The sequence below is a fragment of the Pseudomonas sp. NMI542_15 genome (genome assembly GCF_021283425.1).
Lineage (GTDB): Bacteria > Pseudomonadota > Gammaproteobacteria > Pseudomonadales > Pseudomonadaceae > Aquipseudomonas > Aquipseudomonas fortuita.
Genome location: NZ_JAJSRO010000033.1, coordinates 14667 through 30519 on the forward strand (window position 1 = coordinate 14667; position 15853 = coordinate 30519).

A 15853-nucleotide genomic window follows, 5' to 3' on the forward strand; every position below is an offset into this window, starting at 1 on the left:
TCCTGGCGTGCGTGGGTCAGTCGAACGGGCCGGCGACGGCGAAAGCGCCGCCCTGGTAGACCATGCTCGGGTCATCTGCGGCGGGCGCCGGCTGGGCTTCTACTGCGGCGCGGAAGGGCTCGGAGCTGTCCTTGGGCACATAGCCAAGGTGCTCGGCATGGCGGTTGTCCCACCACACGGTGCGGTTGTCGGAAGCGCCGTAGACGATGGTGTGGCCAACGTTGGGGGTGAAAAGCCCGCGCTCGATCAGCTGCACCAGGTCGTCATAGCTCAGCCACGTGCAGAGCATGCGTGGGTTCTGGGGCTGCGGGAACGACGAGCCTATGCGAATGCTGACAGTCTCGATGCCGTAGCGGTCGAAGTAGAAACTGGCGACATCCTCGCCGTAGCACTTGGACAGCCCGTAGTAACTGTCGGGGCGACGCGGGGAGTGGGCGTCGATACGCTCATCCTGGCGGTAGAAGCCGATGGTGTGGTTGGAGCTGGCGAAGATGATGCGCTTTACCCCGTGCTTGCGCGCCGCCTCGTAGACGTGGAACACGCCGCAGATGTTGGGGCCGAGAATGTCTTCGAAGGAATGTTCGGTGGACACGCCGCCGAAGTGGATGATGGCATCCACGCCTTCGACCAAGGCATGTACCGCAGCCTTGTCGGCCAGGTCACAGGTGATGACTTCTTCATGCGGGCCCGCAGCGGGGGCCATGGCGCTGATGTCGGAAAGGCGCAGGACCTCGGCGTAGCCTTGCAGGCGTTCGCGAAGGACCTTGCCCAGGCCGCCTGCGGCTCCGGTGAGCAGCAGGCGATTGAGGGGGGTAGTGGTCATGGCCGGCTCTTGTTGTTGATTGTTGTAGGTTGTCGTATGACTTTTCTGATTATTGGCGGTGGGTTCGGGTGTTGTCAATGAGGCCTGCGTCTCTTTATGGCCTGTCAGGCCCCTATCGCCGGCAAGCCAGCTCCCACAGCTACTCCACTTGGCTGGAAATTACTGCGGCCTGGTGGGAGCTGGCTTGCCGGCGATGGGGCAAGGCGGCCCCAATTTCAATCAGTGCCGGTCTTCTCGGTTACAAGAGCGACAGCGGGTAGTTGAAGATCAGCCGGTTCTCATCGAACTCGTTATTGCTGTAATCCCGCCGAATCGACGAATTTCGCCATTTCACGCTCAAGTCCTTGAACGCTCCGCTCTGGATCACGTACGCCAGTTCGGTCTCACGCACCCACTCCTTGCCATCGGTCACGCCCCCGCTATGCACGTCGCGCCCGCTGATGTAGCGGTTCATCAGGGTCAACCCCGGTACCCCGACGGTCACAAAGTTGAAGTCATGACGCACCTGCCACGAGCGCTCGTTGGCATTGTCGAAGCTGGAGTTGTAACTGTCGTTGGCCAAGGTCCCACCGCTGGTGCCGTTTACCCGCATCCAGGTATCACCATCGACTTTCTGCAGCCCCACCCAGAACGTGCTGCCGCCGTACTTGGCCGAGAACATCCCCGAGTAGGTCTTGTTGTCCAGCTGCCCGGCGCGCTCGGAGCCGTCCTCGTCGCCATGGAAGTAACCCAGGTTCGCACCCAGGGTCCAGTCACCCACCGGCTGGCTGTGGCTCAGTTGCAGGTATTGCTGCTGGTACACGTCCTTGAGCACCGCATTCCACAGCCCCACCAGCGTGCGGTCCTGGTTGAACTTGTACTCGCCACCGACGAAGTTGAAACGGTCCGATACGCCGCCGCCGTAGCTCATGTCTTCCATGCTGGCGTCGTTGCGCGGGCTGTTGCCGCGGAACTGGCCGCCGTACAGGGTCAGCCCTGCGATTTCATTGGAGGTCACCTGCCCGCCACGGAAGGTCTGCGGCAACGAGCGACCGTCGTCCGAGCGTAGAATCGGCAGCACCGGCATCCACTCACCGATCTTCAGCTCGGTCTTGGAAATACGCGCCTTGCCCGCCACCGCCAGGCGCCCGTAGTCGTCTGCTGGCTTGCCATCGTCATGGCGCGGCAGCAACGCCGTGCCGTAGGTGCCGCCACCGCCATCGAGCTTGACCGACCACAGCCCCAGCACATCCACGCCAAACCCGATCGGGCCCTCGGTGAACCCCGAACGGGCATCGAGAATGAAGCTTTGCGTCCACTCCTCGGCCTTGCTCTGCGGGTTGCTGGGGTTGGTGAAGTTGCGGTTGATGTAGAAGTTGCGCAGCCCGAGGGTGGCCTTGCTGTCTTCGACAAAGCCCGCGGCCAGGCTGGTGCCCGGCAGGCCGGCGATGACCCCGGCGCCAAGCAGGGCGAAGGGCAGGGTGTGGCAGATTTTCATTATTGTTGTGCTCCCGAAGGGTGTGGCAGCCCGTCCACCGGGCACGCGCAAGCGGCCTGCGGCAGGGGCGGGTAGTTAACGGGCCGGTCAGGGCCAGGGGTGAATGCGCAGTAACCGGGCGCTACGTACCGGCAGGTGTACGCGAGCTGGCCGGGCGAAGAGGGGGGTGCAACAGACGTGGGTAGAGCGGGATGGGTGTCGACATGGGATCGTCCACTGATTGTTGTTTTTGTTATGTGTTGTCGTACAACTGTGGGCGATTATTAGCAAGTGAGAGGTGAGCTGTCAACGGCTGATAGCTGAGCAATTAGGGTCCCAGGACGCAAATTCCGGGCTGCAGAAGCTCTACCGTGCACGCTGTACAGACATACTACGACTGGGTCCCTCGCGCCGTATGTGATCTTCTGTGGGAGCGGACATGCCCGCGAACAAGGGCAAAGCCTGGGCCATGCCCGTCATAGCCTGCCTTGCACCTCAAACCCGGGACATGGTTTACGCATCAAATCAGCAGTGGTCCCATCCGCGAGCATGCGCTATCTTCAGATCTGGCCTCGCCCTCGACCACTCAGACTGGCATGTCCAGTCCCGGCATCCTCGTTGGTGTCGTATCCCTCCTGTCGGCGTGGGCGAGGCATCTTCCTTTTTCGCAACGCTTGCCGGCTAAGATCCAGCGCTCCTTGGCGCCATGGCCGCCAGCTACCTTGCCAAATCTCCCGTGCTGGGTTCGGCAGTCTCAGGCCAAAAACACAAGGTAAAACACCGCCTCAAAGCTAGAGCTCCGCTTCGGTGGGTTCACCGGCGAAGAGGCCAACACAGGCAGAACGGTCCGCTCACCCTTGGGCTTGCTCTACCAATAAAAAAGGCTGCCAGTTGGCAGCCTCCTGATGTTCAGCCCGGACAATCAGTCCCAGCTCAAAGCACCACCCGTCTGATACTCAATCACACGCGTCTCAAAGAAGTTCTTCTCTTTCTTCAAGTCCATGATCTCGCTCATCCACGGGAACGGGTTGGTAGTCCCTGGATACTCTTCCTTCAGGCCAATCTGGGTCAGGCGGCGGTTGGCGATGAACTTGAGGTAATCCTCCATCATCGCCGCATTCATGCCCAGCACGCCGCGTGGCATGGTGTCACGGGCGTATTCGATCTCCAGCTGGGTCCCTTGCAGGATCATCTGGGTCGCTTCTTCCTTCATCGCCGCGTCCCACAGGTGCGGGTTTTCGATCTTGATCTGGTTGATCACGTCGATACCGAAGTTCAGGTGCATCGACTCGTCACGCAGGATGTACTGGAACTGCTCGGCAACGCCGGTCATCTTGTTGCGGCGGCCCATGGACAGGATCTGGGTGAAGCCGCAGTAGAAGAAGATGCCTTCCAGTACGCAGTAGTAGGCGATCAGGTTGCGCAGCAGCTCTTTGTCGGTTTCGACGGTGCCGGTGTTGAATTCCGGGTCGGAGATGGCGCGGGTGTACTTCAGGCCCCAGGCGGCTTTTTTAGCGACCGACGGGATCTCGTGGTACATGTTGAAGATTTCGCCTTCATCCATGCCCAGCGACTCGATGCAGTACTGGTAGGCGTGAGTGTGGATCGCCTCTTCGAAGGCCTGGCGCAGGATGTACTGGCGGCACTCCGGGTTGGTGATCAGGCGGTACACGGCCAGGGCCAGGTTGTTGGCAACCAGCGAGTCGGCGGTGGAGAAGAAGCCCAGGTTACGCATGACGATGCGGCGCTCGTCTTCGGTCAGGCCATCCTGGCTCTTCCAAAGGGCGATGTCGGCGGTCATGTTGACCTCTTGCGGCATCCAGTGGTTGGCGCAGCCGTCCAGGTATTTCTGCCAGGCCCAGTCGTACTTGAAAGGGACCAGCTGGTTGAGGTCGGCGCGGCAGTTGATCATGCGCTTTTCATCAACAGCAACGCGGGCCGAGGAGCCTTCCAGCTCGGCCAGGCCTTCGGCAACGTCGAGGGCGTCGAGGGCAGCCTTGGCACGTTTGACGGCATCGGAGTCAGAAGCGGTGGCCGCACGGGCTTCCAGGGCGGCGGCACCACCGGCGCTGTCGAGCTTGTCGAGGGTGGCGGCGGCAGCGGCCTGCGCAGGGGTGTTGCCTTTGGCGGCTACTTCGCCGTCTTCTTTGTCGAATTCGTCCCAGCTCAGCATGGTTTGGCTCCTGCTTGAGGGTCGCCCTGGGGCAACCGGTTGGATTTAAAGAATGTGATGCCTGACGCAAGGCCGTAACGGCGAATGGACAGCTCGAGAGGCTGACTCTCGTTTACATCTGAATGTGTTCTGGCTTGTACCTGGCCAGGCCTCGGGGAGGGGCCAGGACAATGAATGGCGCTCTTTTCAGAGGGCGCAAAGTATACCGGAATTCGCCTTCGATCGGGGCGCATGTCTTGCGGGCGAGGGTAACTTTTTCGACCGGGTTTGCGTGCGTCCGTTCACGAAATGGCTGTGTTCTTCTACGGGGGGAGAGTGTAGCGCCAACCTATATCTTGTGCCAGTTTAAATTTACAGGCACACCATATAGTGTTTTGTGGGTTTGTGTTGTGTGTGCCGGCCTCATCGCCGGCAAGCCAGCGCCCACTGGCAGCGCGCCCGGCTTCAGGGCGATGCACTACCTGTGGGAGCTGGCTTGCCGGCGATGAGGCCCGGTCAGGCAACACTAGCTGCGGTGGGTGTGCAGCGTTTCGACAATGTGTGTCTTGGGCTGCTTGCGAGCTTCTTCGACCGAGGTAAAACGACCGGTTTCAGCATTACGACCAATCTTGCGAGTAGTTGCCACTTTTTTCCGCGCCATGGGCTTGCGTCCTTTTTAGAGAGGTCTTGTCCTTTTACCGAACCGCGTACGCAGCGGGAAAAGGGCAGGGCTTCTCAGTGACGCGGATACAAAAATGCCGCGCGGGGCGCCCGTAGGCACCCCGCGCGGCATTCAGGCCTTACTGGCAGGCTTCGCAGTCAGGCTCGTCGATCGCGCAGGCCTTCGGCACTGGCGCTGGGCCGGCTGCCTGGACCGGGGCGCTGTCGCCACCGCTGGAAACGGCGTTGAGCTTGCCGGTGTTGATGGTCGACTTCTCGGTGCTGGTTGCAGCCAGGGCACGGAGGTAGTAGGTGGTTTTCAGGCCACGGTACCAGGCCATGCGGTAGGTCACGTCCAGCTTCTTGCCCGAGGCGCCAGCGATGTACAGGTTCAGCGACTGAGCCTGATCGATCCACTTCTGGCGACGGGAAGCTGCGTCGACAATCCACTTGGTCTCGACTTCGAACGCGGTGGCGTACAGGTCTTTGAGCTCTTGCGGGATACGCTCGATCTGCTGCACCGAACCGTCGTAGTACTTCAGGTCGTTGATCATGACCGAGTCCCACAGGCCGCGGGCCTTCAGGTCGCGGACCAGGTACGGGTTGATCACGGTGAACTCGCCCGACAGGTTCGATTTCACGTACAGGTTCTGGTAGGTCGGCTCGATCGACTGCGACACGCCGGTGATGTTGGCGATGGTCGCGGTTGGCGCGATGGCCATGATGTTCGAGTTACGAATACCTTTTTGCACGCGGGCACGCACCGGCGCCCAGTCCAGGGTCTCGTTCAGGTCGACGTCGATGTACTTCTGGCCACGGGCTTCGATCAGGATCTGTTGCGAGTCCAGCGGCAGGATGCCTTTGGACCACAGCGAACCCTGGAAGGTCTCGTAGGCGCCACGCTCGTCGGCCAGGTCGCAGGATGCCTGGATCGCGTAGTAGCTGACCGCTTCCATCGACTTGTCGGCGAACTCGACGGCAGCGTCGGAGCCGTAGGCGATGTGCTGCAGGTACAGTGCGTCCTGGAAGCCCATGATGCCCAGGCCGACCGGGCGGTGCTTGAGGTTCGAGTTACGCGCCTGCGGCACCGAGTAGTAGTTGATGTCGATCACGTTGTCGAGCATGCGCACGGCGGTGTTCACGGTCCGTTGCAGCTTGGCAGTGTCCAGCTTGCCGTCAACGATGTGGTTCGGCAGGTTGATCGAGCCCAGGTTGCAGACCGCGATCTCGTCCTTGTTGGTGTTCAAGGTGATCTCGGTGCACAGGTTCGAGCTGTGGACCACGCCCACGTGCTGCTGCGGCGAACGCAGGTTGCACGGGTCCTTGAAGGTCAGCCACGGGTGGCCGGTCTCGAACAGCATCGACAGCATCTTGCGCCACAGGTCTTTGGCCTGGATGGTCTTGAACACCTTGATCTTGTTGTACTCGGTCAGGGCTTCGTAGTACTCGTAGCGCTCTTCGAAGGCCTTGCCGGTCAGGTCGTGCAGGTCTGGCACTTCCGAAGGCGAGAACAGGGTCCACTTGCCGTCATCGAAGACGCGCTTCATGAACAGGTCAGGGATCCAGTTGGCGGTGTTCATGTCGTGGGTACGACGGCGGTCATCACCGGTGTTCTTGCGCAGCTCGATGAACTCTTCGATGTCCAGGTGCCAGGTTTCCAGGTAGGCACACACGGCGCCCTTGCGCTTGCCACCCTGGTTGACGGCAACGGCAGTGTCGTTGACCACTTTCAGGAACGGCACGACGCCCTGCGACTTGCCGTTGGTGCCCTTGATGTAGGAGCCCAGTGCACGCACCGGGGTCCAGTCGTTGCCCAGGCCACCGGCGAATTTAGACAGCATGGCGTTGTCGTGGATCGCGTGGTAGATGCCCGACAGGTCGTCCGGCACGGTGGTCAGGTAGCAGCTGGACAGCTGCGGGCGCAGGGTACCGGCGTTGAACAAGGTCGGGGTCGAGGCCATGTAGTCGAAGGACGACAACAGGTTGTAGAACTCGATCGCACGGGCTTCCTTGTCTTTCTCTTCCAGCGCCAGGCCCATGGCCACGCGCATGAAGAATACCTGCGGCAGCTCGAAGCGTACGCCATCCTTGTGGATGAAGTAGCGGTCGTACAGGGTCTGCAGGCCCAGGTAGGTGAACTGCTGGTCGCGCTCGTGGTTGATCGCCTTGCCCAGTTTTTCCAGGTCGAAGTCGGCCAGGGCCGGGTTCAGCAGCTCGAACTCGATACCTTTGGCGATGTAGGCCGGCAGGGCCTTGGCGTACAGGTCAGCCATCTCGTGGTGGGTGGCGCTGTCGGCAACGCTGAGGAAGCCCAGGCCTTCGGCACGCAGGGTGTCCATCAGCAGACGGGCGGTCACGAACGAGTAGTTCGGCTCGCGCTCGACCAGGGTACGGGCGGTCATCACCAGGGCGGTGTTGACGTCCTTGATGGCGACGCCGTCGTACAGGTTCTTCAGGGTTTCGCGCTGGATCAGGTCGCCATCGACTTCGGCCAGGCCTTCACAGGCTTCGCTGATGATGGTGTTCAGTCGGGCCATGTCGAGCGGCGCCAGGCTACCGTCAGCCAGTGTAATGCGGATGCTTGGGTGCGGCTCGACCACGGCGTCGGTGTTGGCGCGGGTGGCGCGCTCCTTGGCGCGCTGGTCGCGGTAGATCACGTAGTCGCGGGCGACTTTCTGCTCGCCGGCGCGCATCAGGGCCAGTTCTACCTGGTCCTGGATTTCTTCGATGTGGATGGTACCACCCGATGGCATGCGACGTTTGAACGTGGCGGTGACCTGCTCGGTCAGGCGCGCAACGGTGTCGTGGATGCGCGACGAAGCGGCGGCGGTGCCGCCTTCAACTGCGAGGAACGCCTTGGTGATGGCAACGGTGATCTTGTCGTCGGTGTAAGGGACGACAGTGCCGTTACGCTTGATCACGCGCAGTTGGCCAGGGGCGGTGGCGGCCAGATCCTGGTTGGAATCGGCGGCCTGCGGCACCTTGGCCTGCGGGTTCTCGCGAGTTGTGTCGGTTTGCATGGGTGGGTGTCTCCACAGTTTCTATATTGTTCAGGCGCCTTTTGGGCGCCCACCGTTCCGTCCACTTGCTCGATGACCCGGCGGGGGATGCGCAATGCATGCGCATCCGCCCGCACGGGCGTACCGACTTCGGGACAGACTCAGGAATAAGGGGCAATAGCTTGCCGCTCCCTGGCCGAAGTCAAAGGTTTTGGGCAGGGCCCAAAAACTGTTGCTGATGGATGCCAGGGCTGGCCTGCAACACCCATACCCGAACAAGGCCCTGGAGGGGCTTGCCTCGGTCGCCTCCGCAGGAGCGGTTTGGCTGCTGAAATCACCTGAAGTTCAGCTCGTAAAATCGCTTGATTTTGCGGGTTGACTTTTGTGTGTGATTTTGCACGAAACCCTATATGTAGTGGTTCGCTGCGTTCGGGATACAAGATAATGCGGTATTGGGGGCTTTGCAAGGCGAGCGCCTGTGGATAACTTGTGCGTACTTTGTGTGTGAATGGTGGGTATTCGCTGTAGGCCTTGTGCCAAGTGGTTTGCAGTATTTTTCTGCGTGGTGACGCCCTTGGGCAGTTTTTTTCGGGCGGGATACCTGTCACAAAAAACGGTTCAGTTCAGGTGGCGGTATTGCATGTCTGAAGATCTGGGGTGCCTGGGAGATCGAGCGCCGCCCGCGCGGCGCATCGCGAGCGGGCGGCGCTTGGTCTCGCAGGCGCCACCCATCTACAGCCATACTCTCAGCTGCCCTTACACGATCCCAAGAACAACAAGGCCAAAGCCATGGACCACCCCGTACCCCGCATCCTCATCGTCGAAGACGACCAGCGCCTGGCCGAGCTCACCGCCGAGTACCTGCAGGCCAACGGCTTCGAGGTCGCGGTGGAGGGCGATGGCGCCCGCGCCGCGCGGCGCATCGTCGACAGCCAGCCCGATCTGGTCATCCTCGACCTCATGCTGCCCGGTGAGGACGGCCTGAGCATCTGCCGCCGGGTGCGCAACCAGTACCCTGGCCCGATTCTCATGCTTACCGCACGCAGTGACGAACTCGACCAGGTCCAAGGCCTGGACCTTGGGGCCGACGACTACGTTTGCAAACCCGTACGCCCACGCCTGCTGCTGGCGCGTATCCAGGCTCTGCTGCGCCGCAGCGAAGCCGTGGACAGCAAGCGCCAGGGCCTGGCCTTTGGCGCCCTGCGTATCGACAACCGCCTGCGTGAAGCGCGCCTGGGTGACCAGCTGATCGAGCTGACCGGTGCCGAATTCGACCTGCTCTGGCTGCTGGCCAGCAACGCCGGGCGGGTACTGACCCGCGAACAGATCTTCACCGCGTTGCGTGGCGTCGGTTACGACGGCCAGGACCGCTCCATCGACATACGTATCTCGAAAATCCGCCCCAAGATCGGCGATGACCCGCTTCAGCCACGGCTGATCAAGACCCTGCGCAGCAAAGGCTACCTGTTTGTCGGCGAGGCATCATGAACAACTCGATCTTTTTGCGCATCTACGGCGGCATGCTGGCTGTGCTGGTGCTGGTTGCCCTGCTCGGCGTGCTCAGCCTGCACCTGGTGAATGAAGTGCGCGCTGCCCAGCACCGGGAGGGCCTGGCACAGGGCACCTTCAGCCTGATGGCTGACAACCTGGCACAGCAGAATGCAACCGAACGCAAGCGCTCGCTGCTGATCTGGGAGCGACTGCTCGGCGTGCCGCTGGCGCTGCAAGCGATGACGGCGCGCAGCCTCGACGGTGGCCAGCGGGCGCGCCTGTACCGCGGCCTGGTGGTGGTCGAAAAGACCGGCCCGCATGCGGCGCAAGTGCTGCGCAAGGTTGGCCAGGAAGACCTGATGCTGGTGGCGCAGATCAAACAGATAAGCGAGCAACTGGCGCGGGCCACGCTGTACCTGTTGGCCGATGAACTGGTGCGCTACCCGATCACCGAGCAGCAGCAGCGGCTGGCACAGATCAAGCAGGAAAAGGGCTTCGGTTTTGGCGTCGCCCTGCAGCGCATCGAACGGGTAAGCCTGGACGATGACCAGCGGCGCCGGGTAGAGGAGGGCGACACGGTCATGGCGCTGGGCAAGGATGGCGACTCGATTCGTGTGTTTGCTGGGCTGGCGGGCTCGCCCTGGGTACTGGAAATCGGCCCGTTGTACCAGCTAAACCCGTATCCGCCGCAGTTGCTGGTCCTGATTACCTTTCTCGGCCTGTGCCTGATCGGTCTGGTGGTCTACCTGCTGGTACGCCAGTTGGAGCGCCGTGTGTCGGGCCTTGAGATTGCCGCCACACGCATCGCCCAAGGCAGCCTGGACACCCGTGTGCCCGCCGGTGACGCCGACTCGGTAGGGCGCCTGGCTGCCGCCTTCAATGGTATGGCCGAGCACCTTCAGCGCTCGCTGACCATGCAGCGCGAGCTGGTGCGGGCGGTATCCCACGAGTTGCGCACGCCCGTTGCGCGCCTGCGCTTTGGGCTGGAGATGATCGAAAGTGCCGCCACCGAACAGGCGCGGGCCAAGCACCTGGCGGGCATGGACGGAGATATTCAGGACCTCGACAAGCTCGTCGACGAAATGCTGACCTACGCCCGCCTGGAGCAAGGCGCGCCGGCCTTGAAGTTTCAGCGGGTCGACCTGGACGTCTTGCTCGCGCGGGTAGTCGAAGAGCTGGCGCCGTTGCGTGCCGAGGTACGGGTAGTGCGCGGCGATTGCCAGGGCGCGGATGCCGAAGGCGCCTGGGTCGAGGCCGAGCCGCGCTACTTGCACCGGGCGTTGCAGAACCTGGTCAGTAACGCCATGCGCCATGCGGCGTCTGAGGTGCGCGTGAGCTACCAGTTGGGGCAGCAGCGGTGCCGTATTGATGTCGAAGATGACGGCCCCGGGATCCCCGAGGGCTTCTGGGACCGCATCTTCACCCCGTTCACCCGACTGGACGACAGCCGCGCCCGTGCTTCGGGTGGGCACGGCCTGGGCCTGTCGATCGTGCGGCGAATCATCTACTGGCACACGGGCCGTGCGACGGTGGGGCGCAGCGAAGCGCTGGGGGGCGCCTGCTTCAGCCTTAACTGGCCACGGCAGCAGGCGCCACTGTAAAGGTCAGACGCTGACCAGGCTGAGCAGGTGGCCGTCCTGCAGGCAGAACTGGCCCTGCAACACTGTGCCATGGCGCCACTGCGGCGACAGGTCGGTGAGCAGGCGCAGCTGAGCCAGGCCTTCGGTGGACCAGTCGATCACTTCGGCATGCTCGAAATAGAAGCGCTGGCGGGTCAGCGGGTAGAGGGTCTTGAACAGGCTTTCCTTCAGCGAGAAGGTCAGGGTGACCGTCAGGCCGAGCTGGCGGCGCTCCAGGCGTTCGAGCTCGGGCGGGGTGAGGATTTCGGCCATCAGCCGCTCGGCGCGCTCGTCATCCAGCAAGGCCTCCTGATCCAGGCCCAAGCCCTGGCAGCTGCGCTCGGCGGCGACCACGGCGGCGGCCCAGCCCTTACCGTGGGTGATCGAGCCATGGATACCCGCCGGCCAGATCGGCGAGCGGTCCTCATGGGTGCCAGGCACGTAGTCGCGACCGTCCAGGCCCTGCAGCGCGGCGCGCGCGCATACGCGACCGGCCAGGTACTCAGCCTGGCGCTTGGCCACCGAGCGCTGCAGGCTGGCGCTGGGCACGAGCCCGGCGCGCTGGAAGTCGTCGGGTGCCAGGCGGGCAGGGTCGAAGGCGCAACTGACCAGCACCGCGCCGGGCAGCGGGCGGGGCAGGGGCCAGTGGTGCTGGAGCGGGGCGCAGCAGGCGGGGAGAATGTTCATGGGGCTATTGTGCCAGCCGCAGCGGCGGTGTGGGAGGTGGAACAGCAGGGGGCTGCTGCGCAGCCCATCGCCGGCAAGCCAGCTCCCACAGGTGTTGCGCAGCGCTTGAGGTTTGCGCTAATCCTTATTTGAACACCTGCTTGAAGAACGCCTGCATATCCGCCCAAGAGCTCTCGTCCGCAGCCTTGTTGTAGCCTATATCCGGTCCGCCATGCTCACCATGGCTCAAGCGGTCGGCATCCGGGTTGGTGAAGCCATGCTTGGCCCCCGGAATGTTGACGAACTGGTAGTTGACCTTGGCGGCGTCCATTTCCGCTTTGAACGCATTGACCTGCTCTTGGGTGACCATGCTGTCTGCGGCGCCGTGCTCGACCAGTACATAGGCCTTCACCTTGCCAGCCTGGGCCGGCGTCTGTGTGGCCAGTGCACCGTGGAAGCTCACCACTGCATCGAGCTTGTCCACGCCGCGTCGTGCTGCATCGAGCACCACCTTGCCGCCGAAGCAGTAACCGACGGCACCTAAACTGCTCTTATCGGTGTAAGGCTGTAGTTCCAGCAGTTTCAGGCCGGCGTCGAAGCGCTTGGCGGCCGCCGCCGGGTCTTTCATCGCTTCGGCCATGAACGCTTGGGCATCCTGCGGATGTTCGGTCTGCTTGCCATCGCCATACATGTCGATGGCCAGCGCACTGTAACCCAAGGCCGCGAGGTCACGGGCGCGGCGCTTGGCATAGTCATTCAGCCCCCACCATTCATGCACCACGACGATGCCCGGACGCTTGCCTTGGACTGCATCATCATAGGCGTAGTAGCCGATCAAGCGCTTGCCCTCGGCGTCCTGATAGGGGATCTCGCGGGTCACTATTGCCGCCTGGGCGAGGGCGGCGCTGCACATCAGGGTCAGGGCCAGCAGGGCACGCATCTTTACTACTCCTTGTCTTGCAGACAGTTCGTTCAGCCGGTGTTCAGCCAGGGTTCAGTCACGGTTCAGGGTGCCTTCCTTACTCTAGCTTCCAGACCGAAACAGCGCACCCAACTGGAGTATCCAGCCATGAAAACCTTCAACACCCTGCTTGCCGCCATGGCCGTCTGTGCCGCTGGCATCACCACTGCCCAGGCCGCCGACGACAACTTCGCCAGCCTGACCTACGGCCAGACCAGCGACAAGGTTCGCAAATCCGGCCTGCTGCAGCGCAACACTGACCAGCTCAACGCCGATGGCATCATCGGCAAGGACGACACCTGGGGTGTACGTGTGGGCAAGATCAACGACCAGGGCCGCTACTACATGACTTATGACAACGTTTCAGGCGACCACAGTGGCCTGAAGTTGCGCCAGGAAAACCTGCTGGGCAGCTACGACTTGTTCCTGCCGGTGGGCGATACCACCAAACTGTTCGGCGGTGGCAGCCTGGGCATGACCAAGCTCACCCAGGACTCGCCCGGGGCCAGCCGGGATACCGACTACGGTTATGCCTACGGCCTGCAGGCCGGCGTGATCCAGGACATCACCGACAAGGCTTCGGTGGAGCTGGGCTATCGTTACCTGCGCACCAATGCCGCGACGGAAGTGGGCGCGCATGGCGGGCCCAAGGACGGCACCCTGCGCCTGACCAGCAGTGCGCAGACTTATCTGGCCGCAAGCTACAAGTTCTGACGCGCGAGCCGCGTTATCCTGTACCGGCCCTTTTGCGGCTAAAGCCGCTCCCACAGGGATCGCACAGTTCCTGAGACGTGTGCAGCACCTGTGGGAGCGGCTTTAGCCGCGAAAGGGCCGGCACAGGCAATACACACAAGGAGCTGCACATGAAATTGCTGGTGGTCGAGGACGAAGCCCTGCTTCGCCATCACCTCTACACCCGCTTGGGCGAAAGCGGCCATGTGGTCGAGGCGGTCGCCGATGCCGAGGAGGCGCTGTTCCAGGCTGGGCAATACCACTTCGACCTGGCCATCATCGACCTGGGCCTGCCCGGTATCAGTGGCCTGGAGCTGATCACGCGCCTGCGTAACCAGGACAAGACCTTCCCCATTCTCATCCTCACCGCCCGCGGCAACTGGCAAGACAAGGTCGAGGGCCTGGCCGCCGGTGCCGACGACTATCTGGTCAAGCCGTTCCAGTTCGAAGAGCTCGAAGCGCGGCTGAATGCCCTGTTGCGCCGCTCCAGCGGCTTCACCCAGTCGACCATCGCTGCTGGCCCCTTGGTACTCGACCTCAACCGCAAGCAGGCTACCCTCGACGACCAGCCCTTGGCGCTGACTGCCTACGAGTACCGGATTCTCGAATACCTCATGCGCCATCATCAGCAGGTGGTGGCCAAGGACCGCCTGATGGAGCAGCTGTACCCGGGGGACGAGGAGCGCGACCCCAATGTGATCGAAGTACTGGTTGGCCGCCTGCGCCGTAAACTTGAGGGCGAGCATGGCTTCAAGCCCATCGACACCGTGCGCGGCCTGGGTTATCTGTTCACCGAGCGCTGCCGATGATCCGCTCGCTGCGGGTACGCCTGATGCTGGCCGCAGCCGTGCTGGCATTGCTGTTCATGTTGGCCCTGCTGCCGGCCTTGCAGAAGGCCTTCAGCCTCGCCCTGCAGGAATCGATCGAGCAGCGCCTGGCTTCGGATGTGACCACGTTGATTTCCGCCGCGCGTATCGAGCATGGCCAGCTGCAGATGCCGACGCTGCTGCCGGACGAGCGCTACAACCTGCCTTACACGGGCTTGCTCGGCTACATCTTTGACCGCGATGGCAACCTTGTCTGGCAGTCGCGTGCCACCGCCGATCGGCACATCAACTACCGCCCCCGATATGACGGGCGCGGCAACGAATTTGCCCGCATTCACCAGGCAGATGGCGAAGAATTCTTCGTGTACGACGTTGAGATCAAGCTGCTGGGGGGGCAGAGCGCTGCTTACAGCATTGTCGCCCTGCAGCCGGTGAGCGAGTACAAGGCTACCCTCAATGGCCTGCGGGAAAAGCTCTATCTGGGCTTTGGTGCTGCCTTGCTGGCGCTGATGGTATTGCTATGGGCTGGCCTGACCTGGGGCCTGCGCTCGTTGCGCCGGCTGAGCCGCGAGCTGGATGAAGTGGAGTCGGGCACACGCGATGGCCTGAGCGGCGAGCACCCTCGTGAGTTGTTGCGCCTGACCCGCTCGCTCAACCGTCTGTTGCGCAGTGAGCGTGAGCAGCGCACGCGCTACCGCGATTCACTGGACGACCTGGCGCACAGCCTGAAGACGCCACTGGCGGTGTTGCAAGGTGTGGGCGAAAGCCTGCAGCAGCGTAGCGGTGAGCGCGAGCAGGCGCGGGTGCTACAAAGCCAGATCGAGCGCATGAGCCAGCAGATCGACTATCAGTTGCAACGTGCCAGCCTGCGCAAGAGCGGCCTGGTACGCCACAGCGTGAGGCTGCGGCCGTTGCTCGATAGCCTGTGCAGCACCTTGGCCAAGGTGTACCGGGACAAGCGGGTGAACGTGACGCTGGAAGTGCCCGATGCGGCGCAGGTGCCGATGGAGCAGGGCGCCTTGCTGGAAATGCTGGGCAACCTGCTGGAAAACGCCTACCGCCTGAGCCTGGGCCAGGTGCGGGTTAGCCTTGAGCAGGCGCCCGGGCAGTTGACCTTGTGTATCGAAGATGATGGGCCCGGGGTGCCGGCCGACCAGCGTGAGCGCATTCTGGAGCGCGGTGAGCGGCTGGACAGCCAGCACCCGGGCCAGGGCATCGGGCTGGCGGTGGTCAAGGACATTGTCGACAGCTATGACGCCGAGCTGAGCCTGGGGGACTCGCCCTTGGGGGGCGCGGCGTTCAGAATCACTTTCCACCTCGATTGATTGGCCGGCACTTCTGATTCAGGAGGGCGGATTCCCGCCATACCCCGTGTACAAAAACCGCCACCGGGCGGAAATCCGCCAGCCTTCCTCAGGCAAATCGCCCTGTCGTTGGGCATTTATCCCCAGCAAATGTGGCCCTTGC

Annotated in this window: 12 protein-coding genes; 5 read left to right on the plus strand and 7 right to left on the minus strand. The window is 62.6% G+C overall.

The window, feature by feature from the left end:
• Positions 1-16 precede the first annotated feature (16 nt).
• From LU684_RS28530 to LU684_RS28545, 5 genes are all read right to left on the minus strand, one after another.
• Positions 17-823, minus strand: coding sequence for an NAD-dependent epimerase/dehydratase family protein (locus LU684_RS28530; RefSeq protein WP_023047838.1), 807 nt, complete (start codon positions 821-823; stop codon positions 17-19).
• A 238-nt stretch (positions 824-1061) separates the two neighbouring features.
• A complete protein-coding gene (locus tag LU684_RS28535; RefSeq protein WP_004577198.1) occupies positions 1062-2300 on the minus strand; it encodes an OprD family porin in 1239 nt (412 codons plus the stop codon).
• A 901-nt stretch (positions 2301-3201) separates the two neighbouring features.
• Positions 3202-4452, minus strand: coding sequence for a ribonucleotide-diphosphate reductase subunit beta (locus LU684_RS28540; protein WP_016488688.1), 1251 nt, complete (start codon positions 4450-4452; stop codon positions 3202-3204).
• Positions 4453-4957: 505 nt separating this feature from the next.
• Positions 4958-5092 carry a hypothetical protein gene (locus tag LU684_RS30555; protein WP_023048542.1) on the minus strand — a complete coding sequence of 45 codons (135 nt, stop codon included), beginning with the start codon at positions 5090-5092 and terminating at the stop codon, positions 4958-4960.
• A 139-nt stretch (positions 5093-5231) separates the two neighbouring features.
• Entirely contained in the window at positions 5232-8111 is a 2880-nt protein-coding gene (locus LU684_RS28545; protein WP_016488686.1) for a ribonucleoside-diphosphate reductase subunit alpha, read from the minus strand.
• Positions 8112-8879: 768 nt separating this feature from the next.
• Here LU684_RS28545 and LU684_RS28550 point away from each other — a divergent pair.
• Together LU684_RS28550 and LU684_RS28555 are read left to right on the plus strand one after the other, a co-directional pair.
• A complete protein-coding gene (locus LU684_RS28550; RefSeq protein ID WP_232895290.1) occupies positions 8880-9578 on the plus strand; it encodes a response regulator transcription factor in 699 nt (232 codons plus the stop codon).
• On the plus strand, positions 9575-11182 hold the full coding sequence (locus LU684_RS28555) for an ATP-binding protein (RefSeq protein ID WP_232895291.1): 1608 nt from the start codon (positions 9575-9577) through the stop codon (positions 11180-11182). Before LU684_RS28550 ends, LU684_RS28555 begins: the two co-directional genes overlap by 4 nt.
• 3 nt (positions 11183-11185) lie before the next feature.
• Here LU684_RS28555 and LU684_RS28560 read toward each other — a convergent pair whose 3' ends face one another.
• Both LU684_RS28560 and LU684_RS28565 read right to left on the minus strand, forming a co-directional pair.
• Positions 11186-11887 carry a 4'-phosphopantetheinyl transferase family protein gene (locus LU684_RS28560; RefSeq protein ID WP_145913767.1) on the minus strand — a complete coding sequence of 234 codons (702 nt, stop codon included), beginning with the start codon at positions 11885-11887 and terminating at the stop codon, positions 11186-11188.
• A gap of 124 nt (positions 11888-12011) precedes the next feature.
• Complete coding sequence (locus tag LU684_RS28565; protein ID WP_016488682.1) at positions 12012-12806, minus strand: dienelactone hydrolase family protein; 795 nt, start codon at positions 12804-12806, stop codon at positions 12012-12014.
• 129 nt (positions 12807-12935) lie between these two features.
• Between LU684_RS28565 and LU684_RS28570 the strand changes: the two genes are divergently transcribed.
• The 3 genes from LU684_RS28570 (at position 12936) to LU684_RS28580 (ending at position 15711) form a co-directional block, all read left to right on the plus strand.
• A complete protein-coding gene (locus LU684_RS28570) occupies positions 12936-13541 on the plus strand; it encodes an outer membrane beta-barrel protein (protein WP_016488681.1) in 606 nt (201 codons plus the stop codon).
• A gap of 149 nt (positions 13542-13690) precedes the next feature.
• Positions 13691-14368, plus strand: a complete 678-nt coding sequence (locus tag LU684_RS28575) for a response regulator (protein WP_016488680.1) — start codon at positions 13691-13693, stop codon at positions 14366-14368.
• On the plus strand, positions 14365-15711 hold the full coding sequence (locus LU684_RS28580; RefSeq protein WP_102689914.1) for an ATP-binding protein: 1347 nt from the start codon (positions 14365-14367) through the stop codon (positions 15709-15711). Before LU684_RS28575 ends, LU684_RS28580 begins: the two co-directional genes overlap by 4 nt.
• The last annotated feature ends 142 nt before the right edge of the window (positions 15712-15853 follow it).

What these genes read in the sequence shown, in the direction of transcription:
- LU684_RS28530 (WP_023047838.1), bottom strand. Translation starts at nt 823, where the DNA reads ATGACCACTACCCCCCTCAATCGCCTGCTGCTCACCGGAGCCGCAGGC.
- LU684_RS28535 (WP_004577198.1), bottom strand. Translation starts at nt 2,300, where the DNA reads ATGAAAATCTGCCACACCCTGCCCTTCGCCCTGCTTGGCGCCGGGGTC.
- LU684_RS28540 (WP_016488688.1), bottom strand. Translation starts at nt 4,452, where the DNA reads ATGCTGAGCTGGGACGAATTCGACAAAGAAGACGGCGAAGTAGCCGCC.
- LU684_RS30555 (WP_023048542.1), bottom strand. Translation starts at nt 5,092, where the DNA reads ATGGCGCGGAAAAAAGTGGCAACTACTCGCAAGATTGGTCGTAATGCT.
- LU684_RS28545 (WP_016488686.1), bottom strand. Translation starts at nt 8,111, where the DNA reads ATGCAAACCGACACAACTCGCGAGAACCCGCAGGCCAAGGTGCCGCAG.
- LU684_RS28550 (WP_232895290.1), top strand. Translation starts at nt 8,880, where the DNA reads ATGGACCACCCCGTACCCCGCATCCTCATCGTCGAAGACGACCAGCGC.
- LU684_RS28555 (WP_232895291.1), top strand. Translation starts at nt 9,575, where the DNA reads ATGAACAACTCGATCTTTTTGCGCATCTACGGCGGCATGCTGGCTGTG.
- LU684_RS28560 (WP_145913767.1), bottom strand. Translation starts at nt 11,887, where the DNA reads ATGAACATTCTCCCCGCCTGCTGCGCCCCGCTCCAGCACCACTGGCCC.
- LU684_RS28565 (WP_016488682.1), bottom strand. Translation starts at nt 12,806, where the DNA reads ATGCGTGCCCTGCTGGCCCTGACCCTGATGTGCAGCGCCGCCCTCGCC.
- LU684_RS28570 (WP_016488681.1), top strand. Translation starts at nt 12,936, where the DNA reads ATGAAAACCTTCAACACCCTGCTTGCCGCCATGGCCGTCTGTGCCGCT.
- LU684_RS28575 (WP_016488680.1), top strand. Translation starts at nt 13,691, where the DNA reads ATGAAATTGCTGGTGGTCGAGGACGAAGCCCTGCTTCGCCATCACCTC.
- LU684_RS28580 (WP_102689914.1), top strand. Translation starts at nt 14,365, where the DNA reads ATGATCCGCTCGCTGCGGGTACGCCTGATGCTGGCCGCAGCCGTGCTG.